The sequence below is a fragment of the Streptomyces nidicola genome (genome assembly GCF_050106155.1).
In the GTDB taxonomy this organism is placed as follows: Bacteria; Actinomycetota; Actinomycetes; order Streptomycetales; family Streptomycetaceae; genus Streptomyces.
The window spans coordinates 518,249-540,408 of the sequence record NZ_JBNBPI010000001.1 but is presented as its reverse complement, the minus strand read 5'-3'; the positions used below and the strand labels follow the sequence as shown (position 1 = coordinate 540,408).

At 71.8% G+C, this 22,160-nt stretch carries 25 protein-coding genes and 2 riboswitches; of the genes, 15 read left to right on the top strand and 10 right to left on the bottom strand.

Annotated elements, in window-relative coordinates:
• Positions 1-167: 167 nt before the first annotated feature.
• A riboswitch (cobalamin riboswitch) is annotated at positions 168-365 on the bottom strand.
• 151 nt (positions 366-516) lie between these two features.
• Positions 517-1,245, top strand: a complete 729-nt coding sequence (locus tag ACOKM3_RS02555; protein ID WP_426896423.1) for a (2Fe-2S)-binding protein — start codon at positions 517-519, stop codon at positions 1,243-1,245.
• A 65-nt stretch (positions 1,246-1,310) separates the two neighbouring features.
• Positions 1,311-2,501 (top strand): amidohydrolase family protein, encoded by a 1,191-nt coding sequence (locus ACOKM3_RS02550; RefSeq protein WP_426896421.1) that lies wholly within the window; start codon positions 1,311-1,313, stop codon positions 2,499-2,501.
• 18 nt (positions 2,502-2,519) lie between these two features.
• Here ACOKM3_RS02550 and ACOKM3_RS02545 read toward each other — a convergent pair whose 3' ends face one another.
• Together ACOKM3_RS02545 and ACOKM3_RS02540 are read right to left on the bottom strand one after the other, a co-directional pair.
• A complete protein-coding gene (locus ACOKM3_RS02545) occupies positions 2,520-2,711 on the bottom strand; it encodes a hypothetical protein (protein WP_426896419.1) in 192 nt (63 codons plus the stop codon).
• Between the two features lie 2 nt (positions 2,712-2,713).
• On the bottom strand, positions 2,714-3,004 hold the full coding sequence (locus ACOKM3_RS02540) for a hypothetical protein (protein WP_426896417.1): 291 nt from the start codon (positions 3,002-3,004) through the stop codon (positions 2,714-2,716).
• A gap of 92 nt (positions 3,005-3,096) precedes the next feature.
• A riboswitch (ZMP/ZTP riboswitch) is annotated at positions 3,097-3,182 on the top strand.
• Between the two features lie 22 nt (positions 3,183-3,204).
• Here ACOKM3_RS02540 and ACOKM3_RS02535 point away from each other — a divergent pair.
• The gene (locus ACOKM3_RS02535) at positions 3,205-4,074 is read left to right on the top strand and encodes a bifunctional 5,10-methylenetetrahydrofolate dehydrogenase/5,10-methenyltetrahydrofolate cyclohydrolase (RefSeq protein ID WP_426896415.1); all 870 of its coding nucleotides are present in this window, start codon (positions 3,205-3,207) and stop codon (positions 4,072-4,074) included.
• 5 nt (positions 4,075-4,079) lie between these two features.
• On the opposite strand, the gene ACOKM3_RS02530 is transcribed toward ACOKM3_RS02535, so the two are convergent.
• Together ACOKM3_RS02530 and ACOKM3_RS02525 are read right to left on the bottom strand one after the other, a co-directional pair.
• On the bottom strand, positions 4,080-4,853 hold the full coding sequence (locus ACOKM3_RS02530; RefSeq protein WP_426896413.1) for a haloacid dehalogenase type II: 774 nt from the start codon (positions 4,851-4,853) through the stop codon (positions 4,080-4,082).
• A 55-nt stretch (positions 4,854-4,908) separates the two neighbouring features.
• A complete protein-coding gene (locus ACOKM3_RS02525; RefSeq protein ID WP_426896411.1) occupies positions 4,909-5,304 on the bottom strand; it encodes a PPOX class F420-dependent oxidoreductase in 396 nt (131 codons plus the stop codon).
• A 204-nt stretch (positions 5,305-5,508) separates the two neighbouring features.
• Between ACOKM3_RS02525 and ACOKM3_RS02520 the strand changes: the two genes are divergently transcribed.
• The 3 genes from ACOKM3_RS02520 to ACOKM3_RS02510 all read left to right on the top strand — a co-directional run bounded on the left by ACOKM3_RS02520 (position 5,509) and on the right by ACOKM3_RS02510 (position 8,505).
• Complete coding sequence (locus ACOKM3_RS02520) at positions 5,509-6,504, top strand: LacI family DNA-binding transcriptional regulator (protein ID WP_426896409.1); 996 nt, start codon at positions 5,509-5,511, stop codon at positions 6,502-6,504.
• A 49-nt stretch (positions 6,505-6,553) separates the two neighbouring features.
• Entirely contained in the window at positions 6,554-7,012 is a 459-nt protein-coding gene (locus ACOKM3_RS02515; protein ID WP_426896407.1) for an RpiB/LacA/LacB family sugar-phosphate isomerase, read from the top strand.
• Between the two features lie 125 nt (positions 7,013-7,137).
• A complete protein-coding gene (locus ACOKM3_RS02510) occupies positions 7,138-8,505 on the top strand; it encodes an MFS transporter (protein WP_426896405.1) in 1,368 nt (455 codons plus the stop codon).
• A 13-nt stretch (positions 8,506-8,518) separates the two neighbouring features.
• Here the strand turns inward: ACOKM3_RS02510 and ACOKM3_RS02505 are convergent, their stop codons facing one another.
• On the bottom strand, positions 8,519-9,046 hold the full coding sequence (locus ACOKM3_RS02505; RefSeq protein ID WP_426896403.1) for a MarR family winged helix-turn-helix transcriptional regulator: 528 nt from the start codon (positions 9,044-9,046) through the stop codon (positions 8,519-8,521).
• Between ACOKM3_RS02505 and ACOKM3_RS02500 the strand changes: the two genes are divergently transcribed.
• Complete coding sequence (locus ACOKM3_RS02500; RefSeq protein WP_426896401.1) at positions 9,045-10,040, top strand: DMT family transporter; 996 nt, start codon at positions 9,045-9,047, stop codon at positions 10,038-10,040. The genes ACOKM3_RS02505 and ACOKM3_RS02500 overlap by 2 nt on opposite strands.
• On the opposite strand, the gene ACOKM3_RS02495 is transcribed toward ACOKM3_RS02500, so the two are convergent.
• Positions 10,027-10,563, bottom strand: a complete 537-nt coding sequence (locus ACOKM3_RS02495) for a TetR/AcrR family transcriptional regulator (protein ID WP_426896399.1) — start codon at positions 10,561-10,563, stop codon at positions 10,027-10,029. The two genes, ACOKM3_RS02500 and ACOKM3_RS02495, sit on opposite strands and share 14 nt — an antisense overlap.
• Before the next feature lie 67 nt (positions 10,564-10,630).
• On the opposite strand from ACOKM3_RS02495, the gene ACOKM3_RS02490 reads away from it, so the two are divergent.
• On the top strand, positions 10,631-11,689 hold the full coding sequence (locus tag ACOKM3_RS02490; RefSeq protein WP_426896397.1) for an aldo/keto reductase: 1,059 nt from the start codon (positions 10,631-10,633) through the stop codon (positions 11,687-11,689).
• Between the two features lies 1 nt (position 11,690).
• On the opposite strand, the gene ACOKM3_RS02485 is transcribed toward ACOKM3_RS02490, so the two are convergent.
• Positions 11,691-12,542, bottom strand: a complete 852-nt coding sequence (locus ACOKM3_RS02485) for a helix-turn-helix domain-containing protein (protein ID WP_426896395.1) — start codon at positions 12,540-12,542, stop codon at positions 11,691-11,693.
• Between the two features lie 115 nt (positions 12,543-12,657).
• Here ACOKM3_RS02485 and ACOKM3_RS02480 point away from each other — a divergent pair, with 115 nt between their 5' ends.
• Positions 12,658-13,560 (top strand): oxidoreductase, encoded by a 903-nt coding sequence (locus ACOKM3_RS02480; protein ID WP_426896393.1) that lies wholly within the window; start codon positions 12,658-12,660, stop codon positions 13,558-13,560.
• Between the two features lie 55 nt (positions 13,561-13,615).
• Here the strand turns inward: ACOKM3_RS02480 and ACOKM3_RS02475 are convergent, their stop codons facing one another.
• Positions 13,616-14,143: a GNAT family N-acetyltransferase gene (locus tag ACOKM3_RS02475; RefSeq protein WP_426906676.1), complete on the bottom strand. Its 528-nt coding sequence runs from the start codon at positions 14,141-14,143 to the stop codon at positions 13,616-13,618.
• A 229-nt stretch (positions 14,144-14,372) separates the two neighbouring features.
• Here ACOKM3_RS02475 and ACOKM3_RS02470 point away from each other — a divergent pair, with 229 nt between their 5' ends.
• The gene (locus ACOKM3_RS02470; protein WP_426896391.1) at positions 14,373-14,582 is read left to right on the top strand and encodes a hypothetical protein; all 210 of its coding nucleotides are present in this window, start codon (positions 14,373-14,375) and stop codon (positions 14,580-14,582) included.
• A 113-nt stretch (positions 14,583-14,695) separates the two neighbouring features.
• On the top strand, positions 14,696-15,877 hold the full coding sequence (locus ACOKM3_RS02465; RefSeq protein WP_426896389.1) for a PP2C family protein-serine/threonine phosphatase: 1,182 nt from the start codon (positions 14,696-14,698) through the stop codon (positions 15,875-15,877).
• A 39-nt stretch (positions 15,878-15,916) separates the two neighbouring features.
• On the opposite strand, the gene ACOKM3_RS02460 is transcribed toward ACOKM3_RS02465, so the two are convergent.
• Positions 15,917-16,909 carry a GNAT family N-acetyltransferase gene (locus tag ACOKM3_RS02460; RefSeq protein ID WP_426896387.1) on the bottom strand — a complete coding sequence of 331 codons (993 nt, stop codon included), beginning with the start codon at positions 16,907-16,909 and terminating at the stop codon, positions 15,917-15,919.
• Between the two features lie 148 nt (positions 16,910-17,057).
• Here ACOKM3_RS02460 and ACOKM3_RS02455 point away from each other — a divergent pair, with 148 nt between their 5' ends.
• The 3 genes from ACOKM3_RS02455 to ACOKM3_RS02445 all read left to right on the top strand — a co-directional run bounded on the left by ACOKM3_RS02455 (position 17,058) and on the right by ACOKM3_RS02445 (position 19,506).
• Entirely contained in the window at positions 17,058-18,026 is a 969-nt protein-coding gene (locus ACOKM3_RS02455) for a GlxA family transcriptional regulator (protein ID WP_426896385.1), read from the top strand.
• Positions 18,027-18,039: 13 nt separating this feature from the next.
• The gene (locus ACOKM3_RS02450) at positions 18,040-18,645 is read left to right on the top strand and encodes a DJ-1/PfpI family protein (protein WP_426896383.1); all 606 of its coding nucleotides are present in this window, start codon (positions 18,040-18,042) and stop codon (positions 18,643-18,645) included.
• Positions 18,646-18,735: 90 nt separating this feature from the next.
• Entirely contained in the window at positions 18,736-19,506 is a 771-nt protein-coding gene (locus tag ACOKM3_RS02445; RefSeq protein WP_426896381.1) for an NAD(P)H-dependent oxidoreductase, read from the top strand.
• Positions 19,507-19,542: 36 nt separating this feature from the next.
• Here the strand turns inward: ACOKM3_RS02445 and ACOKM3_RS02440 are convergent, their stop codons facing one another.
• A complete protein-coding gene (locus ACOKM3_RS02440; RefSeq protein WP_426896379.1) occupies positions 19,543-20,328 on the bottom strand; it encodes an IclR family transcriptional regulator in 786 nt (261 codons plus the stop codon).
• A 128-nt stretch (positions 20,329-20,456) separates the two neighbouring features.
• On the opposite strand from ACOKM3_RS02440, the gene hutH reads away from it, so the two are divergent.
• The gene (hutH, locus tag ACOKM3_RS02435; protein WP_426896377.1) at positions 20,457-21,992 is read left to right on the top strand and encodes a histidine ammonia-lyase; all 1,536 of its coding nucleotides are present in this window, start codon (positions 20,457-20,459) and stop codon (positions 21,990-21,992) included.
• The last annotated feature ends 168 nt before the right edge of the window (positions 21,993-22,160 follow it).

The window sequence follows — 22,160 nt, the reverse complement described above, 5'->3', positions numbered from 1 at the left end:
CTTCGAGAGACGTATCCCTGGGATCCCGGAGGCTTCTGCGGCACGAAGGAGTGACACCACCGTGGCGGCGACCGCGCGCTGCGAGGCGCGGCCTTCCGCCGGTATGTGTACGCCGACCCGCCCTCGAGGTCACCGAGATCTCCGCGCACGATTCGTCCGTGCGCGGGCAGTCGGCAGGTCTTCGGACTCGCGGGCACGCCCACCCGAAAGGGCGGACACCTAGTGACCGTCGCTTCCCGGACCCCTGTTCCGGAGTCCAGTGCGTATGACGGCGGTCGTTCCCACTCACCGCTGCGGGGCAGTCCCGGATTCCCACCGGGTTCCCTCTTGCGACGCCCCGTCTGGCGGGCGGGGCGAACCAGCTGCGTCGTTCACCCTACGGGTCCGCGCCCGGCGGCCGCCACAACGTCCGGCCCGCCGGCCGCTCGGCGCCGGATGGCATCATGGCCGCGAACACGGGCGACGGCGGCCCCGAGGAACCGGTGCGGAACTCCTCGGCGAGAGGGAGGAAGCGGTATGCCCGAACGGCTCGCGCAGACGGAAGTGGCGCCGGAACAGGTCGCCGAGGCGCTGCGCGACGTGTCGCGGATCGGCGGATTCTTCGCCCTCGACACGGCCCCGACGCGGTCGTCCGGAGCCGGAGCCGGAGCCGAAGTTGAAGCTGAAGTCGACGCCGACGCACGGCTCGTGCGCGCCGGGCTCGCCGAACGGGCCCAGGCGGTCAACGACCACTACCGCACACCCGAACCCCGTATCGGCGTCTCCATCGCCCACCTGGGTCTCGCGGCCCGCCTTTGGTCACCGGTCCTCGCCTGCGCGCTCGTCCACGGGATCGTGCCGACGATGAGCGCGGTGGAGTGGTCGGGCGAGGGCTCGGCCATCCGGCTGCGCCGACCCGAGGGCCGACGCGCGGCGGAACTCCCGTCACTCGCCGACGCGGTCCACGAGCAGGTGGACGGCGTCCTGGAGGCGGTCGAGAACGCCCTCACCACCAAGGTGGCGCCGCGCCTGCTGGCCGGTAATTCCGCGTCGGCGCTCGTCGGCTCGGCGGCCCAACTACTGAGGTCGCGGCCCGAGTTGCGTACGGATCTCACGCGTCTGACACGCGAACTGCTGGAGACGGGCCGACTGCGGGGCACGGGCCGGATCACCGGAGCCGATCTGTCGTTCCGGCGACGCAGCTGTTGCCTCTTTTACCGCGCGCCCGGCGGCGGCAAGTGCGGAGACTGCTGTTTGGTGCGGTGATGGCGGTGATGGTGGAGTGACTGGACGACGATGAAGACAAGACACACGAAGGAGAGCCGCGCCTCATGTTGATCACCGCCGCGCACGTCCTGGTCGGACCCGATCGTGACGCCCTGGCCGACGGCGCGGTGCTCGTACGCGAGGGCGTCATCGCCTGCGTCGGCCCGCGCGAAGAGGTCGAGCGCCGGGCGCGGCCCGATGAGCCTCGGCTCGACTTTCCTGCCGGAACCGTGCTCCCCGGCCTGATCGATGCCCACGTGCACCTCTGCTTCGACGCGGGCCCCGACCCCGTCGCCACGCTCCAGGAGCAGGGCGACGAGGCGCTGTTCGCCGCCATGGCGGGTCGGGCGGAGCAGCTGCTGAGCGTCGGTGTCACGACGGTCCGAGATCTGGGTGACCGGGGTGGCCTCGCGGTGCGTCTCGCCCGGGACATCAAGGAGGGCGCGGCCGTCGGCCCGCGTGTCGTCCCGGCCACGGTGCCGGTCACTCCGCCCGGTGGCCATTGCTGGTTCCTCGGCGGCGAGGCCTCCGGCCCTGACGAATTGCGGCGCCTGGTTCGGCGCAACGTGGAGGCGGGCGCCGAAGTCATCAAGGTCATGGCGACCGGCGGCGGCCTCACCAAGGGTGGAGCCAAGAGCTGGGAATCCGAGCTGTCCGAGGCGGAGTTGGCGGCGCTCGTCGACGAGGCACACGGCGCAGGGCTGCCGGTCGCCGCGCACGCGCACGGCGTCGACGGCATCACGGCCGCTGTCGCGGCGGGCGTCGACAGTATCGAGCACTGCACCTGGATGACGGCCGACGGATTCGAGGTCCGCCAGGACGTGCTCGACCAGATCGTCCAGCGGAACATCCACGTCTGCCCCACGGTCAGCCCGAACTGGCGGATGCTGCCGAAGTTCTTCGGCGCCGAGCGCGCCGAGGCCATGTTCGGCGCGGTGCGTCGGATGGCCGAGGCCGGTGCGCGGCTGATCGCGGGCACCGACGCGGGCGTCCAGCGCGCCGGGTTCGACGGCCTGCCCTCCAGCCTCACGTTCTACGAGCACCTGGGCCTGCCCAACGACCGCGTCCTCGCCATGGCCACGACGGAAGCCGCTCGCGCGCTGCGCCTTGAGGAGACGACCGGCCGGCTCACTGCCGGCTACAGCGCCGACATCCTCGTGGTGACCGGCGACCCGCTCGCCGACCTCGGGGCGCTGCGGTCGGTGGCGGCCGTGATCGCGGCGGGCCGACTGCACGGGCCGGGGGACAACGCGTAGCAGCGGCAGGGGAGTTGTTCAGTTCCCGGGGCCCTCGCAAGGGTCGTCGCCCGGGGCCAGTGGCCGGGTGTCCGCCGCCAGGCAGGAGGAGTACACGCGCGTCGGCGTGGGCCGTGGCTCAGGTCCCGATGCGGCCGTCATCGCGACGGCCAGCCCGACGCCGACGGCGACCAGCACGACCAGGGCGGCAACGAGCATGACGAAGCGCATCGTCATCCACCGCCGAAGTGGTCGCGGAGCGCCTCGTGGCAGTCGTCCTCGCCGGCGTTCCGGACGCGCGAGAACGCCACCGCCCCGTCCTTCTTGCCGTCCTGCTCGTTCTTGGCCAACTGCTTCTCGAGGTCCGCGATCAGCTCGGCGCACCGGGCGCTGACGGGCTTTCCGGGCTTCGGATCGGGCTCCGGGGAGGCGTTGAGGCCGAAGGTGACGGCGAGGCCGGCCGCACACAGCACCGCCCACGCGACAACCCACGCGCGGCGGCTCCTCGGTATGAGTCTTGGCACCCCGGCATCTTACGAGCACTTCGGCGGACTTTCGCCGGAACGAGCCTTCGTGGCCGGCGCGCTCCGTGCGGCTGCGGTGTCGACTACAGTTCCCCGTGGGCCGTGACTGGCGCTGAGGTGGAGCACCACCGGGGAGCGGTCCGACACGATGTCGTTGCCGTGCGCCTGGGCGAGTGGTCAGCAACGCCTGGAGGGCAACGATGTCCGAGACTCGCACGGCTCACCTCATGGACGGCTCCGGCCTCGCCGCACGGATCGTCGCGGAGACCGCTGCCAGAGCGGCGGAGATCACCGGTCGCACGGGAGTCAGCCCCTGTCTGGCGACGGTACTGGTGGGCGAGGACCCCGCGTCCGCCACGTACGTCCGCATGAAGCGGGCACGGTGCGCGAAGGCAGGCATCACATCCCGGCACATCGGCCTGCCCGCCACCACCACGACCGCCGAACTCGTCCACACCCTCTCGGACTTGTCCGGCGATCCGGACGTGCACGGCATCCTGCTCCAGCACCCTTGCGGCCCGCGCATCGACGAGCGGGCCGCGTTCGAGGCCATCGCGCCGGAGAAGGACGTCGACGGCGTCACGATGCAATCCTTCGCCGCGATGAGCTTCGCGCGGCCCGGCTTCGTGTCGTGCACGCCTGGCGGAATCATGCGCCTGCTCGAGGCGTACGACGTCGAACTCGCCGGCAAGCGGGCCGTGGTGGTGGGACGCAGCGCGATCCTCGGCAAGCCGGTCGGCATGCTCCTGCTGGCCAAGGACGCGACGGTGACCTACTGCCACTCCCGCACCACCGACCTGTCGGCGAACCTCCGGGAAGCGGACATCGTGGTGGCGGCCGTGGGGCGGCCCCGGCTGATCCGCGGTGCGGACATCAAACCGGGCGCGGTCGTGATCGACGCCGGCTACAACCCCGGCAACGTCGGCGACGTGGACCATGACACCGCCCTCACCCGAGCAGGTCTGATCACCCCGGTCCCCGGCGGCGTCGGGCCGATGACCATCGCGGTGCTGCTCGAGCAGACGGTGAAGGCCGCCGCGGACCAGCTCGGAACCGCGCACCACATGTGAGTCCGCTATGCGCGCCCCGGGTACGGCGCGAGGTGCCGGTCCGCGGTCCAGGGCCTGTCACCCACCAGCGCCGCCAACTGGACCAGGTCACCCGCCACCAGATCCCAATCTGCGTCGGGTGCCAAGTCCTTGGTCTGCGTGGGTCCGTACTCGGTCGGCCGCGCGACGAAGGCGGTCCGAAGGCCCGCGTCCCGGGCGGCGCGCAGGTCTTCGTTGTGGGCCGCCGCGAGCATGACCTGGTCGGGGCGCAGCCCCAGGAAGGCGGCGGCCCGCTCGTAGGCCTCGCGTTGGGGTTTGTACGCGCGGGTGATGTCGGAGGCGACGATCACGTCCCAGGGGAGGCCCGCGTGCTTGGCCAGGCGGGACAGGAGCGCGAGGTTGCCGTTCGACAACGCCCCGGTCGTCACGCTCCTGGCCAGTTGCTCCAGACCAGGAACGGAATCGGTCCACGCCGGCAGCCGATGCCACGCCTCGTTGAGCCACCTCAACTCGGCCTCGTCGAACGCCGTGGGGTCGACGCCGTGCTCGCCCAGCACGGTCCGCAGGTTCTCCGCGTGGAGCACGTCGAGCGGCACGAATCCCCGTCGACCGGTGCGTACGGGTTCCATCGCCGGCTGGTAGAGCTCCCGCCAGCGCATGGCGAACGCGGTCCCGTCGAGCGTCAGGCCGTGCCGTGCGGCGAAGTCGTCGACGGCGGCCGCGACTCCGGTCCGCCAGTCGACGACCGTACCGAAGGTGTCGAACAGCACGGCCTCGAGCTGCTGAATGCGTCCATCCATTGGAATCGGCCTTTCGTAGACGGCGAGGACGTCAGGCTCCCACGCCCCTTCGTGCTCAGCCGCGCGGGGAGTGGACCGAGTCGGCGCTGATGGCGAGGAGGACGCGCTCCTGGTCGCGCCCGCCGAACCAGGGGTAGGGCCCGCCCAGGTACTTGTGCGCCACCTTGTCGATGTGCGCCTCCGCGCCCTCGGTCGTGGACGTCACGACGCGGCCGCGGAGGGCCCAGTACCGCGAGGGCTCCGCCGGATCCGCGATGCCGACGGCGACGCGCGGATCGCGGCGGATGTTCCGCATCTTCTGATGGGTGGTCACCGTGTTGATGACAACGTGATCCCCGTCCCTGTCCACCCAGGTCTGAGTGATCTGCGGCGAACCGTCAGGCATGAGTGTCGTCAGGAAACAGATGGCCGGCCCGTCCAGGACGGCGGCCAGCTCACTCGGCAATGACATCTCGGACACCTTTCACGTCTGACACGGAACGCCCACCCAATCAAAGCCCGCCGCACCGGCCGCACTCAGGGGACCGAGTCCCGGGGCTCAGCCGGTGTGCTCGCCCCGCCGACCCCTTGCCCACGCCCCGCCCCGTATGCGATCTTAAAGTCATCCATGCTATGGAAACGTTTCCATGGAATCCACGAGGAGGTGGAGCAACGGATGGCCACGATCAAGGACGTCGCGGCGCGGGCCGGGGTCGCGCTCGGGACCGCGTCGCGGGTGCTCAGCGGGAGCAGTCAGACCTCGGCCGATTCCCGCGCGCGAGTGCTCGCGGCCGCCGCCGAGTTGGGCTACGTGGCCAACGGGCCCGCCCGTGCCCTGCGGCGCGCCCGGACCGACGTACTGGGGCTGCTCGTCTCGGACATCCGCAACCCGTTCTTCTCCGAACTGGCGCACGCCGCCGAGCAGGAGGCACGCAGGCACGGCTACACCGTCCTGCTGGCCAACGCCAACGAGGACGCCGACCAGGCCGACGCCTACCTCCGGACCTTCGCCTCGCAGCGCATCGACGGCCTGCTGTTCGCGCCGCAGAGCACCGTCTCGCCGCAGCTCGCCGCCACCGTCGCCTCCGGTCTTCCGCTCGTCTTCCTCAACCGCACGATCGACGGACTCGACGCGCCGATGTACGGGACGGACAACGCGCAGGGCGTCGGGCAGGTGCTCCACTGGCTGCAGCGGCGCGGGCATCGTGACGTCGCCTTCATCGGGGGCCCCGACGCCATCTCCACCGGCGCCGAGCGCCGCGCCGCCTACCTCGCCGGGCGCGAGCGGCACGGCATCAGCACCGACGAACGGCTGCTGGACGCCGGTGACTTCCTCTCCGACGGGGCCGCCAAGGCCATGCACCGCGTCCTCGACCGCGGCGTCCCGTTCACGGCGGTCTTCGGTGCGAACGGCCTGACCACCCTCGGTGCCGTGCGCGCGCTGCGCGAGCGGCTCGGCGTCGAACAGGCGGCCCGCATCGAGGTCGTGTCCGTCGATGACCTCGACTGGTTCGAGTTCGCCTCGCCACCCATCAGCGCGGTCCGCCAGGACGCGGCGGAGATCGGCCGCCTCGGCGTACGCGGGGTGGTGGACCTCATCGCCGGTCGCCCGGCCGCGGGCGAGCGCGTCCCCACGTCCTTCGTCGACCGGGCGCCCAAGGCCCAACAGTGAGTGCCCGCACGGCACTTGAGTCACAAAAATTCGAAAGGCAGGACAACGCATGAGGGTCGCCCTCGGCGCGGACCACGCAGGTTTCGCACTCAAGCACGCCGTCCGACAGGCCATCGAGGCGCTCGGGCACGACGTGGTGGACTGCGGCACCCACGGCAGCGAACCCGTCGACTTCCCCGACATCACCCGCGCCACCTGCGAGCCCGTGCTCAGCGGCGCCGCCGACCGCGCCGTGCTCGTGTGCGGCACCGGACAGGGCGCCGTCATGGCCGCCAACAAGCTGCCCGGCATCCGCTGCGGCCTCGCCCACGAGCCGTACTCCGCCCATCAGTCGGTCGAGCACGACGACGCCAACGCCATCGCCATGGGTGCCTGGCTCGTGCCGCACGCGCTCGTGCCCGACATCGTCCGTGAGTTCCTGGGCGCCACCTTCGACGACGACGCGGACACCCGCCGCCGCGTCGCGAAACTCAACGCGCTCGACGAACTGACGCCCACCCCCGCCTGACACACCCCCGCCGCACCACCCCTGCTTTTCCCCGCACCGACGCCCTCTCCCCACGCCCGCGCACACACCGCGCCGGGCGTCCCCTCGGCGTACCCGCACGTGCCCCGAACCCGCAGGAGATCCCCATGTCCACCCGCACCCCCGCCGGACAGCCGAGCGTGCTCGGCTCCAAGGACCGCGTCAAAACCGCGATCGCCGCCGCCTTCGGAACCAGCGTCGAGAACTACGACTTCATCGCCTACGGCACCGCCTCCGCCCTCTACTTCGGCGCCGTCTTCTTCCCCGAGAGCGACCGCTTCGTCGGCACCCTGCTCTCCTTCGCGACGCTCGCGGTCGGCTTCGTCATGCGCCCGCTCGGCGGCGCCGTCGGCGGCTACTTCGCCGACAAGTTCGGCCGCAAGCCCGTCCTCGTGGCCGCGATGATCGTCATGGGCGCGGCCACGTTCCTCATCGGCGCGCTCCCCACGTACGGACAGGTGGGCGTGCTCGCACCGATCCTGCTGACCGTGATCCGGATGATCCAGGGCCTCGCGTTCGGCGCCGAATGGGGCGGGGCGATCACCATGGCGTACGAGCACGCGCCCTGGCACCGGCGCGGCATGTTCGCCGCGATACCCCAGTCGGGCAACCCGCTGGGCATCGCCCTCGCCAGCGGTGTGTTCGCCTGGAGCGCCACGCTGGAAGGCAGTTGGCAGTGGCGGACCCCGTTCCTGGTGAGCGCCGTCCTCGTGGTCGCCGCGCTGATCGTGCGCTCGCGGCTCTCGGAATCCCCCGAGTTCAAGGAGGCCCGGGCCGAGGGCAGGACGGAGCGGAATCCCTTCCTGGCCACGCTGAAGGGGGACTGGCGCGGCATCCTGCGGGTCATCGCGCTGCGCGTCGTCGAGTCCTTCGCCTACTACTCGACGGCGACCTATCTGCTCAGCTACATCACCGACCACCACCCCGACCTGCGGCCCGTCGCCCTGGGTGCGATCACCGTCGCCAGCGTTCTGGCCATCGGTGTCACCTTCCTGGCAGGCGCGCTCACCGACCGCATCGGACGGCGGCCCATCTACATCGCCGGTTGCACGGCGGCCATCCTCTTCGCGTTCCCCATGTACCTGCTCACCAACTCCGCTCAACCCGCCCTGGTCGTCACCGTGTTCATCATCGGCATCGGCCTCATCCACGCCTCGCTCACCGGCACCCAGGGCTCCCTGCTCACCGAGCAGTTCCGCACCGCGACCCGCACATCGGGCGCCTCGCTCGGCTACCAGGTCGCGGCGGCCATCGGCGGCTTCGCCCCGCTGCTCGCCGCCGCCCTGGTGGGCGCCTTCGGCTGGCCGGGCGCCGCGCTGCTCTACCTCGGCGCGGCCGTGATCGGCCTCATCGGCATCCTGGTCACGAAGGAGACCTGGGGGCGTGCCGAGCGTGAGCGCGTACGAGGTCTCGTGGCAGAGGAACTCCGCGCGGCGCCGACCGCCGGGGCCCCGGTGTCCGGCGCGGCCGGCTGAGTCGAGGGCCGGATCACTCCGGGCCCGGTGCCGCCGACTCCAATCGGCCCAGCCACGACGTCAAGAGGTGCTCCAGTGCCGCCGCCTCGGACGGAGGCAGCGCGGCGAGGAGCCGGTGCTCGTTGCGGATGTGGTCGGTGAACGCCCGGTCGAAGAGGGTGCGGCCCGCGTCGGTGAGGGCCACGACCCGGCCGCGTCCGTCCCCCGTGGCGCGGCGCCGCGCGACCAGGCCCGCGCGTTCCAGCCGGTCGATGCGCTTGGTGACGGCGCCGGTGGTGACCATGGTGTGGGCGGCCAGTTCGCCGGGGGCGCGTTCGAAGGGGGCGCCGGCGCGGCGCAGCGCGGCCAGCACGTCGAACTCGCCCTCGCTGAGGTCGTATCGGCCGTAGACCGTGCACAACTCCTGCGTGAGCAGCGTCGCGATCCGGTGCAGGCGGCCGATGACGCCCTGCGGTGCGACGTCCAGGTCGGGGCGTTCCCGACGCCAGGCGGCCTGGATGCGGGCGACGTGATCCATGTGAGCGGTGTCCGGGGGAGCCATGTCCGCACTGGACGAGTTATCTTCCATGGAAGCTATATTAGCTTCCATGGAAACTACTTACCGGTGGGGCGCCGTCGCGGCGCTCGCCCCGGTGGCCTGGGGCGCCAACTACTTCGTCACCCATCAGTACCTCCCGGCCGACAGTCCCTGGTGGGGCGCCGCGCTGCGGGCCCTGCCGGCCGGATGTCTGCTGCTGGCCCTGTCCCGCAAGCTTCCGCGAGGCGTCTGGTGGTGGCGGTCCGCGGTGCTCGGACTGCTCAACACCAGCGCGTTCTTCCTGCTCGTCTACCTCGCCGCCCACCTGCTGTCCACGGCGACCGCGTCGACGCTGATGGCGCTGTCCCCGGCGGCCCTGATACTCAGCGCGTGGGCCCTGCTGTCCGAACGGCCACGGGTGGCACCGCTGGCCGGGGCCGCGATCGGCCTCGGCGGTGTGGTGCTGATGCTGGCCGGCCAGGCGGGCGCGCCCAGCGTCTCCGGCCTGCTCGCCTCGGCGGGCGCCCTCACCTCGTCCTCCATCGGCTACGCCCTGTCCAAGCGCTGGGGTTCCGAGGCCGGGGTCCTGGCCACCACGGCGTGGCAACTCACCTTCGGGGGAGTGCTGTTGCTCGTCGCGGCCCTCGTCTTCGAGGGCGGACCCCCGCCGCTCGCCGCCCCCGGTGTGGCGGCCCTCGCCTACACGGCCGTGATCGCCACGGCTCTCGCGTTCGTCGCCTGGTTCACCGGCCTGCGCCACCTGCCCGCCGCCACGGTCGGCCTCATCGGACTGCTCAACCCGGTCACCGGCGTGGCTCTCGGCGTCGCACTCGGAGGTGAACCGCTCACCGTGCGCCAGACGGCGGGCATGGCGCTGGTCCTGGTCGGCATCGCGCTGGGACGCCCGGGTAGGGGCGCGACCGGTTCAAGTGGTCGCGTGACTGCTGCCGCCACGAGCGCCACGGCAGCAGAGCGATCGGACGGAAGGCGAACCAACTCCTCGGCTACGACTCGGTGATCGCGACGAGCGCCGTCGTGAAGGGGCCGGGATCGACATCGCCCCGCACGGCAAGCTGCTGACTGTAGGCCTGGCACAGAGCCACGAACGCCTCGGCGATCCGGGCCGCACGCGCGGGCTCGTGACCGGGGAGCAACGCGGCGACCGCCGCGCGCAGTTCCCCGAGTTGGCGGTCGACGAGCGCGGCGAGGTCCGGCGAGACGGCGGCCTCGGCGTAGATCTGGGCGACCAGCCGGGCGTGGCCCTCGTCGCGCGCCAGGGTGCGAATGTGCTCGAGGAAGTCGTGGATGGACTCGGCGGTCAGCTCCGCGGGCAGCGCCTGGCTCGACTGTTCGCAGATCGCGGCGACGATCTCGTCCTTGCCCTTGAAGTACCGGTAGATCGCCCCGGTGGAGAGCCCGGAGGCCCTGACGAGGTCGGGCATGGAGGTCCGTGCGAAGCCGTGCTCGGCGAAGCGGGCGCGGGCGGCGTCGATGATCTGCTGACGGCGGGCATCGAGGTGGTCCTGGCTGACCTTCGGCATAAGAGAATGACCGTTCGTTTTACGTGTTAGTGTCGTCGACCGTACCGCAGAATCCGAGGAGGATCCCATGCGTTACCAGACTTTCGGACGACACAGCGGCCTGCGGGTGTCGGAATACGTGCTGGGCACGGCCAACTTCGGCTCGGCCCGGGCAGCGGCGGGCCCGGCCGGGGCCAGGAAGATCTTCGAGTCGTTCGTGGCGGCGGGCGGGACGACCTTCGACGTCTCGAACATCTACCAGAACGGCGAGGCCGAGACCGTCCTGGGCGAACTGCTGGGCCGCGAGCGCGACGACTACGTCGTGATCACCAAGTACAGCGGGAGCAGGCGCGCCGAGATCCGCCCCGGCACGACCGGCAACAGCCGCAAGACCATGATCCGGTCGCTGGAGACGAGCCTGCGGCGCCTCGGGACGGACTACGTCGATGTCTTCATGCCGCACTTTCCCGACGGGGTCACGCCGTTGCCGGAGATCCTGGCCGCCTTCGAGGACCTGATCCGGGCGGGCAAGATCCGCTACGGCGGCCTGTCGAACTTCCCGGCCTGGCGGGTGGCGGGCGCCGCCGTCAGGTCGGAGCTGAGTGGACGGATGCCGTTGGTCGGCATCCAGACCGAGTACAGCCTGGCCGAACGCTCCGCGGAACGAGAACTCTTGCCGATGGCCGAAGCGCACGGTCTCGGCGTCGTCCTCTATTCACCGCTGGCCGGCGGCCTGTTGACCGGGAAGTACCGCCGCGGCGAGCAGGGACGGCTCAGCGCGCGGGCCGCGGCCGGCGGCGCGCCAGTCGAGGGCGGTGACCTGCGCACCGCCGTACTCGACACCGTCCTCGCCGTGGCCGACGAGCTGGGCACGGGCCCGGTCCAGGTCGCCCTGGCCTGGCTGCGCCGGCGCGCGGCACGGTCCGGTACCTCGCTGATCCCCATCGTGGGACCCCGCACCCCGGCCCACCTGGAGGGCTACCTCGACGCCCTGAACGTCGAACTCGCCCCGCACCACTTCCAGAAGCTCGACGCGGTCAGCGCGATCCGGCTCGGCGCCCCGCACGAGGACGTCGCCGCCGCACTGGCCCACGGCACCGACGGCGACCGAGGCCTCCTCGACACTCCGCTCATCCCGGTGGCCTGAATCACCGCTCCAGCCGCCGGGCGAGCTCCTGCAGCGCGGCGTCCTCCTTGCTGCCGGGGCGCGGGAAGTACACGTACAGCACATGCCCTTCGGGCCCGGCGAGGGCGAACGTCTCGAAGCCCAGGGTGAGGACGCCGTCTTCGCCGACACCATCGACCGCGAGCCGCTTCTCGCCGGCCACCCTGTCGTACACCTCATGGGAGTCCCACAGGGCGCGGAATGTCTCGCTGCGCTCCCGCAGGTCCGCCACGAATCCGTCGAGTCGGCCGGGCCGCGCCGCCGCGGTGGTGTGCAGGCCCGCGACGGCCTGCACGGCGATGTCCTCCCAGTCGGGGTACACCTCGCGGGCGCGCGGGTCGAGGAAGGTGAACTCGACCAGGTTGTGCCCCGCGCTCCATGCCGGGTTGACGCGGGTCGCGAGGGTGGTCGCGGCCAGTACGTCGCGGCCGGGCCCGACGACGAAGGCGGGCAGGTCGGCCCAGCGCTCGAGGAGGACCAGCACTCCCGGTCGTACGGTGTGGACCGGCTCGGCTGCCTCCTGGCCGTCGGCGGACGCGAGCGCCGGGGCCACGAGGCTCCAGAGGTAGCCGCGTTCGGTGTCGTCCAGGCGCAGAACCCGGGCCAGGGCCTCGAGGATCTCGCGGGAGGGGTGCCGGTCGCGGCCCTGCTCGATGCGTGTGTAGTACGAGGGGCTGACGCCGGCGAGCAGTGCCAACTCCTCGCGGCGCAGGCCCTTGACCCGCCGCCGGGTGTTGTCGACGACGCCGGCCGAAGCGGCGTCGATCCGCTCCCGTCGGCTGCGCAGGAAGGAACCGAGCCGGTTGTCGTCCTGGTTGCCGTCGTCGCGAGTCATCAGGGGGACTTTACCGTCGGCGGCGAACCTGCATACCGCTCCCTGAGGGTGACCCTCCGAGGGCCACCCTCAAGAGGGCGTGGCACGCACACCGAAGCCCTGTTGCACTGAAGGCATGACGAACCAAGACACGGCAGGATTTGATGAGTTGGCCGACGTCACCACCACTGACGACGGCCAGGGTGCGCCGGTGTGGCTGATCACCGGTTGCTCCAGCGGACTGGGGCGGGCCCTCGCCGAGCACGCTCTCGGGCGCGGGGACCGAGTGGCCGTCACCGCCCGCGACGTGGCGAGCGTGACCGCTCTCGCCGCCGCACACGGCGACCGCGCGCTCGCCCTGTCGCTGGATGTCACCGACCCGGTGTCGGTCGCCGCCGCCGTCGAGGCGTGCGAGAAGAAGTACGGGCGCATCGACGTCCTGGTCAACAACGCCGGCTACGGATACCTCGCCGCCGTGGAGGAGGGCGAGGACGCCGCGGTCCGGGCGCTGTACGACACCAACGTGCACGGCGTCGTCACCGTTCTCAAGGCGGTGCTGCCGGGCATGCGGGCCCGCCGGTCGGGGCGGATCGTGAACGTGTCCTCGTTCGGAGGCCTCGCCGCCTTCGCCGGGACCGGTTACTACCACGCCACCAAGTTCGCCCTCGAAGGGCTGTCGGAGTCGCTGGCCGCGGAAGTGGCTCCCCTCGGCATCGCGGTCACCCTCGTCGAGCCCGGTGGCATGCGCACCCAGTGGGCAGGATCCTCGATGCGGGAGTCCGGGACACACCTCGCGGACTACGAGGAGACCGCGGGCAGTCGCCGGGCCTCCACCCTGGCGGTCTCCGGTCGCCAGCCCGGTGACCCCGCCCGTGCCGCCGCCGCGATCGCCACCGTCGTGGACACCGAACGGCCGCCGCTGCGACTCCTGCTCGGCTCGGACGCGCTGGCGGGCACCCGGGCCCGTATCGAGCGCATGCGTGACGAGGTCGACGCGAACGAAAAGCTGACCGTCAGCGCGGACTTGTTGGAAGCGTGAAGAACGGCGGCCGGCGCGAACGGCCGCTCCCACACGGTGAGCCGACGGATCTGCTTCAGCGCAGCTCGAGCAGCATCACATCATGCAGGTCCGCGGCCGCCTGGCCTCCAGGACGACCTTGGCCGATCGTGCGGTATCCCCACGACCGGTAGGCGGCCGGTGCCGCCCCGCTCGCCGGGTGGACGTTCAGGAGCACCCGCTCGGCCGCGATGCCGTCGAGCAGCACCGTGTGCAGACGCCGGGCGACACCACGTCCGCGCCATCCGCCGCGCACCGCGAGTTCCATGAGTCCGAAGGTGCGCTCCCCGTCCTCGCGCCGCATGTCGTCGGACACGGGTCCGGTGACCTCGTTCCACCACACCGTGTCGGGCCCGAGCGGATGGCCGTACGCCATGCCGATCGGCTCGCCGTCGCCGGTGCGGGCCAGGGTGGCGCGGAAGCCGCGCTTGCGCGCCTGGACGGGGAAGCGGCGGAAGGCGGCCTCGACGTCGTCCTCGGACTCGTCGTACGGGGGACCGGCGAACGCCTCGGCGTAGACCAGCTTGAACGCGTCTGCGGCGTGCGCCGCGGCAGTCCCGTCCATGCGCTCCACGGCGATGACACCGTGCGGCGTCGTGTGGATGACTCTTCGGCGGTCAATGGCGTCCGACATGCAGCTCACCGTGCAGTGCCGCGGGGCAGCTCACAGCCGGAATGCCGAGATCGTTACGCGGAGTCGCGCCGGGGCCGGGCGGCTGTGCCCATTCGGTGAGGGCGGCATAACGGTTCGGGCAGATTCGCGCCCGCGCGCGGTGCAGTGTCGTTTCCCCGGTATGAGCAACACCGTGCGCGCCGAGGAAGAGGAACAGGCCGAGCCGATCGCTGCGAACCGGCTCGAATCACCCGTGCTCGGGCAGGGGCCGCCGCCCTGTGAGGACGGCTCCCGTTCGACCGGGGACTGGCTGGCGGCTCTGCGTCTCGTTCTCGTCGGGCTGGCGAGCGGGCTGATCGTCGTGGGACTCGCCGTTGCCCTGATGGAATAGGAGCAGCGTTTTCACTCGTGTCGCGGCAGTGGGCGGCGGCCCGGAGGCGGTCCTCGTTCCTCGGAGCGAGACTGCCCGAAAGCCGTCCCTACGACCGGGCAGGGAGTGATGGCGTGACGGTACCCGAGACCGCGGACAGTGTCCTCGGGGAGTTCCTGGCCGACCCGCGCAACGCGGCGCTGGACCTGACCACGGCGGTGGCGCGCTGTGCCAAGGCGCTCCGACTGCAAAGCGCCGTGGTCTACCAGGCCGACCTGCAGCAGCGTCTGCTCGCCCCCTTGAACGATGTGGTGCCGACCCTCCCCATCGACGACTCGCTCGCCGGCTGGGCCTACCGCACGCAGTCCTTGCGCGTGGAGGAGTCCGAACTCGGCGGGATGACCGCGTGGTTGCCGATGGTGGACGGCGTCGAGCGGCTGGGGGTGCTCGCCGTGCACGCACCCGCCCTCGACCCGCTCTCGCTGCGGCGCGGCCGGACGCTGGCCCACCTGTGCGCCATGATGGTCACCTCGAAGCGGGCCTACAAGGACACCTACGTCCGCCGCGCCCGCACCGAACCGATGCGGCTGCCCGCCGAGATGCTCCGTGCCTACCTGCCGCCCCGCACGATCGGCACCACCCACGCCGTCTCGACGGCGGTCATGGAGCCGGCCTACGAAATCGGCGGAGACGCCTTCGACCACGCCCTGACCGATACGACACTCCACGCCGGGATCCTGGACTCGATGGGGCACAACCTGGCCTCGGGCCTGACCACGGTGGTTTCGCTGGCCGCGTGCCGCAACGCGCGGCGCACCGGGGCCGACCTGTCCGAGCTGGTGGGCTCCGCCGACGAGGCCCTGGCCGAATGGCTGCCCGACCAGTTCTGCACCGCGATCGTCTGCCAACTGGACCTCGCCACCGGCGGGCTGCGCTGGGTCAACTGCGGGCACCCGCCGCCCCTGTTGATCCGGGACCAGCGCCTGCTGGCCGGCGCGATGGAGCGGGACGCCGACCCGCCCCTCGGGTTGCCGGCCACCTTTGCCCCTACCCCTCGCCGGGTGCACGAGATGAAGCTGGAGCCGGGCGACCGGGTCCTGATGTACACCGACGGCGTCACCGAGGCCCGCACCCGGCACGGCGAAGAACTCGGCCTCGACCGGTTCGCCGACTATGTCATCCGCGCCACCGCCACCGGCGAACTCCCACCGGAAACCCTGCGCCGGCTCATCCACTCCATCGTCGACGCCCAGGACAACCGGCTGCGCGACGACGCGACGATCGTGATGTTCGAGTGGCGCCCGGTGGACCGCTGAGACCGGCCCGGGCACGCGAGTGGTCCGTCCACATACCCGTCAACCAGGCCGCTTGCGGTAGCGGACGTACTCGTTGCGTCGCCGGAACCCCACGCTCTCGTAGAGATCGTACGACCGGTGCGGGTTCGCCGTGCCCGTGAACAGCCGGGCGGTCGTCGCGCCGTGTTCGCGAAGGGTCCGCAGCCCGTCCAGCAGGAGAAGGCGGCCGATTCCGAGGCGTCGCCGGTCCGACCGGACGCTGAGCTCCTCGACCTCTCCCACGGAGCGGGCGTGGCGACGGAGGGAGCAGAGGGCCACGCCGACCATGTCCTCGCCTGACCAGGCGGCCCGCCAGCATGCCGGCTCGGCGCTGTCGAGGAATTCCTGGAAGGGCCATTTCTGGGTGAAGCCCCGGTCCGCGTAGGAGTCGACGACCGTCCTCCAGGCCTCACGGTAGTGGGACGCTCCGATCGGCCCTGTCCGGATCCCGGCTGTCGGTTCGCCGCCGGGTCCGGGAAGCTGCCGGAGACCGTTCAACTCCAGCTCGACCAGGCTGAAGACGCGCCGGTAACCGGCCGCGAGCAGGAGAGCCGTGGCGTCCCGCTCCGAGGTCATGGCGTTCGCGCCGATCACCGCGGTCCCGGCCGTCCCGTGCTGTGCGACGAGCCGGCGGATCCGTTCCTCGGCCCAGCGAAGCATGGCCGAGCCGACCCCCTGCCGACGGTGCTCCGGCAGGAGCCAGCCGCGGTGCAGGTAGAGCCACGTGTCGTCCCGCTCCTGCCACCGTCGGATCGTCGCGTATCCGACGACGCTCCCGCCGCACACCACCAGGATCTGATCCTCGGAAGCCTCCTCCAACTTGGCGGAGGCTTCGGCGATTTCGGCCGCTGACGGCAGCCCTTCGACGACCGACTGGGCGTCGGCCCCGTCCGACGCGGCACAACCCAGCCGCACTTCGACCATGGCGCGGTGGTCCGCGGCGCCGTGACAACGCCGGAACGCATACCCGGCCGGAAGGTCCTGTCCTGTGGTGCCATCCGATCCATCCGACATGACCGAATGATCTCGAACGCCGAACCGGGTCCGCCACCGTATAAGCAGGAACTTGCCCCACGGCGCATGCGGCTCGACGCCGACGATGGCGCGATCTGTGGGATGCGTGTCGTTGACGCCATGGGGCGGAGTCGCCGAACGTTGAGGGGTGACAAAGCGCCGCATCGTTTTCGTGATCTTCGACGGGTTCCAACCGCTCGACCTCGTCGGCCCGTACGAGGTGTTCCAGCACGGGGACCGGCTCGGTGGCCGGTACGCGTGCGAGATCGTCGCCCCCACGGGCGGCGCGGTGCGCTCGCGCAGCGGGTTGGTGATGCACGCCGAGTACTCCCTGGCCGAGCGGGACCCGGCGGGCGTGGACACGCTCGTGGTGGCCGGCGGCCGGGGCGTCGACCGGGCCCGCGCGGATCCGGAGCTGGTCGGCTGGGTCCGCGAGGCGGCGGCCGGGGCCCGGCGCGTCGCCTCCGTGTGCAGCGGGGTCTTCCTCCTGGCGGCGGCGGGCCTGCTCGAGGGGCGGCGGGCCACCACGCACTGGGCCCGCGAGCGTCAACTCGCCGCGGAGCACCCGGAGATCGCCGCGGACTGCGGGCCCATCTTCATCCGCGACGGTCACATCTGGACCTCGGCCGGAGTCACCGCCGGCATGGATCTCGCCCTGGCAATGGTCGAGGACGACCTGGGCCGGGACACCGCGCACGCCGTCGCCCGCGAGCTGGTCCTCTTCCTGCGCAGGCCGGGCAACCAGGCGCAGTTCAGTGTGGCCATGGCGACCCGGCCGCCGGCCACCGACCCGATCCGGGCCGCCGTCGCCGCGATCCAGGCCGACCCGGGCGCCCGGCACAGCGTCCTCGACCTCGCCACGCATGCCGCCCTCAGCCCGCGTCATCTGCAGCGCCGCTTCACCGCCGAGACGGGCGTGACGCCCGCCGGGTACGTGGAGCAGGTGCGGGTGGAGGCGGCGCAGCGCTCGCTCGCCGAGGGGGACGAGCCGCTGGAGGCGATCGCCCGGCGGCACGGCTTCTGCACGGCGGAGACGCTGCGCCGCACGTTTCATCGCAGGCTCGGCGTCGCGCCGTCGGAGTACCGCGCCCGTTTTCGTTCAACTACCGCACTGTGAGGGGGAGGTCAGGATGACCGTGTATGGACTGCTGGTTTTTGATGATGCCGAGGATCTGGATGTCGTGGGGCCGTGGCAGGTGTTCACGACCTCCGCGCGGCTGCGCGATGACATCGACCGCGCCGTGCTCGTCGCCGAGGGGTCGGCCCCGGTGCGGTTCGCCAAGGGGCTGCGTGTGCTGCCCGACCACACGTTCGACGACCACCCGCCGTTGGACGTGGTGACGGTGCCGGGAGGTGTCGGCGCGCGCACTGTCCAGGTCAACAACCCTGTTGCCACCGGATGGATCGCCAAGACCGCCGAGCGGGCGCCGTGGGTGCACAGTGTGTGCACGGGCGCCTTCCTGCTGCACGCCGCCGGACTCACCCGCGGGCGCCGCGTCGCCACGCACTGGCAGCACGAGGAGCGACTGGAGGCGCTCGGTGACATCACCGTCGTGCGCGACGCCCGCTATGTCGTCGACGGTAATCTGCTGACCAGTCAGGGCGTCTCGGCCGGCATCGACAGCGCGCTCTGGCTCGTCGGCCGGCTGCACGGCCGCGACCACGCCCGCGCGGTGCGCAGGGCCATGCAGTACGAGCCGGCGCCGCCGTACATGGCGGACGAACCGGCCGCGTAACCCCTCCTTGCCAGCGATGGCCAGATTCTTTCGGCTCATGGCCGTCTGGCCACTGACATCGTACGAGGGTGAGGGCGCACGCTCGAAGACATGAACATCCTCTGGGTCTTCGCCCACCCCGAACAGCGTTCCCTCAACGGCTCCCTGATAGCCGACGCGCTCGGCACCCTCGACGGGCTCGGGCACGCCTACCAGGTGTCCGACCTGTACGCGATGAAGTGGAAGGCGGTCGTCGACGCCGACGACTTCGGCGGCGGGCGGTGCGACGGTGAGCGGCTGTTGGTCGGCGCCGAGCAGGAACGCGCGTACACGGGAGGGGAGTTGAGCGCCGACATCCGTGCCGAGATCGAGAAGCTCGCCTGGGCGGATGTGCTCGTCCTGCACTTCCCGCTGTGGTGGTTCGGGCCTCCGGCGATCCTCAAGGGCTGGTTCGACCGGGTCCTGGTGCAGGGGCTCGGATTCGGTGTGAAGGCGCCGGACGGGCACACCCGCCGGTACGGCGACGGCGGTCTGGCCGGCAAACGGGCCCTGATCGTCACGTCGGTGGGCGCCCGGCCGTCCGGATTCGGACCCCGCGGCATCCACGGACAGCTGGACCAGGTGCTGTTCCCGCTGCTGCACGGCACGTTCTGGTACACGGGGATGGCGCCGCTCCAGCCGTTCGTGACGTACGGCGCGGACCGCCACGACGCGTCGGACTACGCCCGCACGTCCGCCGCTTTGCGGGAGCGGCTGCGTACGCTGCCCGACGAGGAGCCGCTGGCGTACCGCTCCGAGGCGGGCGGTGAGTACGACGAGGATCTGGTCCTGCGCCCCGAACTCGTGCCGGGCCGCGACGGCCTGGGGGTGCACCGGCGGTGAAGGTCGTCGCGACGGTGCCGCATGCCGCGTCCGGCCCTATGTCGACGGCGCTCCCGGCCCCCGCGTCGCCCCGCCCACCCGGCGCGTCAACTCCCGCGCCGTCTGCGCCACATGCCCCGCTATCCGCCGCTGCTCCGCCTCGTCGACCGTCTCGTCGGGGAACGTCACCGCGATCCCGGCGATCGGGTGGGCGTGGTGGTCGAGGACGGGCGCGGCCACCGAGGACAGGCCCGGGGTGACCTCGCCCTCCTCCGTCGCGTAACCGCGGCGCCGCGCCTGGGTGAGCAGCGTGCGCAGCGCGGTGAGCGTCGCGGGACCCGCCCCGTGCCGCTGCACGAACGCCGAGCGGTCGGGGAACAGCGCCCGTACCTGCGCGGGTGGGAGGAGGGCGAGCACCGCCCGCCCGCTCGCGGTCAGATGAGCCGGAAGCCGGACGCCGACCTCGCTGATCAGCGGCGGACGGCCGGGGGCGCGCTCCTCGATGACGTAGATGACCTCGCGGCCGTGCAGCACGGCCAGGTTGGCGTTGTGTCCGGTGCGGTCGACGAGCGCGGCGAGCGGTGCCCGGGCCAGGCGCTGGAACGGGGCCTGGCGCTCGTAGCCCGAGGCGAGTTCGAAGGCGCTGACCCCCAGTCCGTAGCGCCGTTCCTCCGGCAGATGGACCACGAAGCCGTCCGCCGCCAGGGTGTCGAGCAGGTGGTACGTCGTCGAGCGCGGCAGCCCGACGTCGCGGCTGATGGCGGCCGCGGGGACGGGCGCGGCCTGGCGGGCGAGATAGCGCAGGACCGCCAGGACCTGGGCGGCGGCCGGGACGATGCTCATGGGGCGAGCGTAGACCAGAGATGTCGCAAACCATCTGTCTGGGATCCCAGATGAAGCGTCTCGGATCCCAGACACAAGACGTGCCGCACGACTCGCGAACCCCTGCCCGCCTGCGGCTTCATTGGTGCATGACCGTTGTTGTTGGTGTCGGCGCCCTCGCAGCCGACGAAGTTGTTTCCGTTGCCCGTCACGGCGCCCAGGTGAGCCTCGCCCCCGAGGCCCTCCAGGAGATCGCCCGCAGTCGCGAGGTCATCAAGGCCCTCGCCGACGACGTCAAGCCCCACTACGGCGTCTCCACGGGCTTCGGCGCTCTGGCCACCCGTCACATCCCCACCGAGCTGCGCGCCCAGCTCCAGCGCAGCCTCGTCCGCTCCCACGCGGCGGGCTCGGGACCGGAGGTCGAGCGCGAGGTCGTGCGCGCCCTCATGCTGCTGCGTCTGTCCACCCTCGCCACCGGCCGCACCGGCGTGCGCACCGAGACCGCCGAGGCGTACGCCGCGCTCCTGAACGCCGGCATCACTCCGGTCGTCCACGAGTACGGCTCGCTCGGCTGCTCCGGCGACCTGGCGCCCCTCGCGCACTGTGCGCTCGCCGTCATGGGCGAGGGCGTCGTGCGCACCGCAGACGGCGAGCAGAAGCCCGCCGCCGAGGCCCTCGCCGCCGCCGGCATCACCCCGGTCGTCCTGGAGGAGAAGGAGGGCCTCGCCCTCATCAACGGCACCGACGGCATGCTCGGCATGCTCGTCCTCGCCGCCCACGACCTGCGCCGCCTGCTGCGCACCGCCGACATCTCCGCCGCCATGAGCGTCGAGGGCCAGCTCGGCACCGACGCCGTGTTCGCCGCCGACCTCCAGGCCATGCGCCCGCACCCGGGCCAGGGCGACAGCGCCGGCAACCTGCGCTCCCTGCTCGCCGATTCCGCGATCATCGCCAGCCACGCGGGCCCCGACTGCACCTACGTGCAGGACGCCTACTCGCTGCGCTGCACCCCGCAGGTCCACGGCAGCGCCCGCGACACCCTCGGCCACGCCGAACTCGTCGCCTCCCGCGAGCTCGCCAGCGCCGTCGACAACCCGGTCGTCACCCTCGACGGCCGCGTCGAGAGCAACGGCAACTTCCACGGCGCGCCCGTCGCCGCCGTGCTCGACTTCCTCGCCATCACCGTCGCCGACGTCGCCTCGATCTCCGAGCGCCGCACCGACCGCTTCCTCGACCCGGCCCGCAACCGCGGTCTGAACGCCTTCCTGGCCGACGACCCGGGCGTCGACTCCGGCCACATGATCGCCCAGTACACGCAGGCCGCGATCGTCTCCGAGCTCAAGCGGCTCGCCACCCCGGCCTCCGTCGACTCGATCCCCTCCAGCGCCATGCAGGAGGACCACGTGTCCATGGGCTGGTCGGCCGCCCGCAAGCTGCGCCGCGCCATCGACGGCCTCGGCCGCGTCCTCGCCGTCGAGCTCTACACCGCCGCCCGCGCCCTGGACCTGCGCGCGCCGCTCACCCCCGCCCCGGCCACCGCGGCCGTGCGCGACGGGCTGCGCAAGACGGTCGAGGGACCCGGCACCGACCGTTGGCTCGCCCCCGAGATCGAGGAGGCCGTCCAGTACGTCGCCTCCGGCCGCGCCCTGGCCGCCGCCGAGTCGGTCACCGGCTCCCTGTCCTGACCGGCCGCTCTCCCTCGCACCTCCGGGGCCCTGCGGGGCCCCGGAGGTGTGGCACCACCGCCATCCAGGGCGCCGCGTACGGCGGGCTAGGGTCCGTCGGAAGGGCCTTGGGCTCTGGCCCGGCCGCCCGTCCGCCCTGCCGTCCGTACGAAGACAAGGACAACTCAC

Excerpts from the sequence above, each read along its gene's own strand:
- ACOKM3_RS02490 (WP_426896397.1), top strand. The coding sequence starts at position 10,631 with ATGCGTTACCAGACTTTCGGACGACACAGCGGCCTGCGGGTGTCGGAA.
- ACOKM3_RS02440 (WP_426896379.1), bottom strand. The coding sequence starts at position 20,328 with ATGAGCATCGTCCCGGCCGCCGCCCAGGTCCTGGCGGTCCTGCGCTAT.
- ACOKM3_RS02500 (WP_426896401.1), top strand. The coding sequence starts at position 9,045 with ATGTCCGCACTGGACGAGTTATCTTCCATGGAAGCTATATTAGCTTCC.
- ACOKM3_RS02505 (WP_426896403.1), bottom strand. The coding sequence starts at position 9,046 with ATGGCTCCCCCGGACACCGCTCACATGGATCACGTCGCCCGCATCCAG.
- ACOKM3_RS02445 (WP_426896381.1), top strand. The coding sequence starts at position 18,736 with ATGAACATCCTCTGGGTCTTCGCCCACCCCGAACAGCGTTCCCTCAAC.
- ACOKM3_RS02450 (WP_426896383.1), top strand. The coding sequence starts at position 18,040 with ATGACCGTGTATGGACTGCTGGTTTTTGATGATGCCGAGGATCTGGAT.
- hutH (WP_426896377.1), top strand. The coding sequence starts at position 20,457 with ATGACCGTTGTTGTTGGTGTCGGCGCCCTCGCAGCCGACGAAGTTGTT.
- ACOKM3_RS02510 (WP_426896405.1), top strand. The coding sequence starts at position 7,138 with ATGTCCACCCGCACCCCCGCCGGACAGCCGAGCGTGCTCGGCTCCAAG.
- ACOKM3_RS02480 (WP_426896393.1), top strand. The coding sequence starts at position 12,658 with ATGACGAACCAAGACACGGCAGGATTTGATGAGTTGGCCGACGTCACC.
- ACOKM3_RS02545 (WP_426896419.1), bottom strand. The coding sequence starts at position 2,711 with ATGCGCTTCGTCATGCTCGTTGCCGCCCTGGTCGTGCTGGTCGCCGTC.
- ACOKM3_RS02520 (WP_426896409.1), top strand. The coding sequence starts at position 5,509 with ATGGCCACGATCAAGGACGTCGCGGCGCGGGCCGGGGTCGCGCTCGGG.
- ACOKM3_RS02495 (WP_426896399.1), bottom strand. The coding sequence starts at position 10,563 with ATGCCGAAGGTCAGCCAGGACCACCTCGATGCCCGCCGTCAGCAGATC.
- ACOKM3_RS02530 (WP_426896413.1), bottom strand. The coding sequence starts at position 4,853 with ATGGATGGACGCATTCAGCAGCTCGAGGCCGTGCTGTTCGACACCTTC.
- ACOKM3_RS02475 (WP_426906676.1), bottom strand. The coding sequence starts at position 14,143 with ATGGACGGGACTGCCGCGGCGCACGCCGCAGACGCGTTCAAGCTGGTC.
- ACOKM3_RS02550 (WP_426896421.1), top strand. The coding sequence starts at position 1,311 with ATGTTGATCACCGCCGCGCACGTCCTGGTCGGACCCGATCGTGACGCC.
- ACOKM3_RS02555 (WP_426896423.1), top strand. The coding sequence starts at position 517 with ATGCCCGAACGGCTCGCGCAGACGGAAGTGGCGCCGGAACAGGTCGCC.
- ACOKM3_RS02470 (WP_426896391.1), top strand. The coding sequence starts at position 14,373 with ATGAGCAACACCGTGCGCGCCGAGGAAGAGGAACAGGCCGAGCCGATC.
- ACOKM3_RS02515 (WP_426896407.1), top strand. The coding sequence starts at position 6,554 with ATGAGGGTCGCCCTCGGCGCGGACCACGCAGGTTTCGCACTCAAGCAC.
- ACOKM3_RS02460 (WP_426896387.1), bottom strand. The coding sequence starts at position 16,909 with ATGTCGGATGGATCGGATGGCACCACAGGACAGGACCTTCCGGCCGGG.
- ACOKM3_RS02525 (WP_426896411.1), bottom strand. The coding sequence starts at position 5,304 with ATGTCATTGCCGAGTGAGCTGGCCGCCGTCCTGGACGGGCCGGCCATC.
- ACOKM3_RS02535 (WP_426896415.1), top strand. The coding sequence starts at position 3,205 with ATGTCCGAGACTCGCACGGCTCACCTCATGGACGGCTCCGGCCTCGCC.
- ACOKM3_RS02485 (WP_426896395.1), bottom strand. The coding sequence starts at position 12,542 with ATGACTCGCGACGACGGCAACCAGGACGACAACCGGCTCGGTTCCTTC.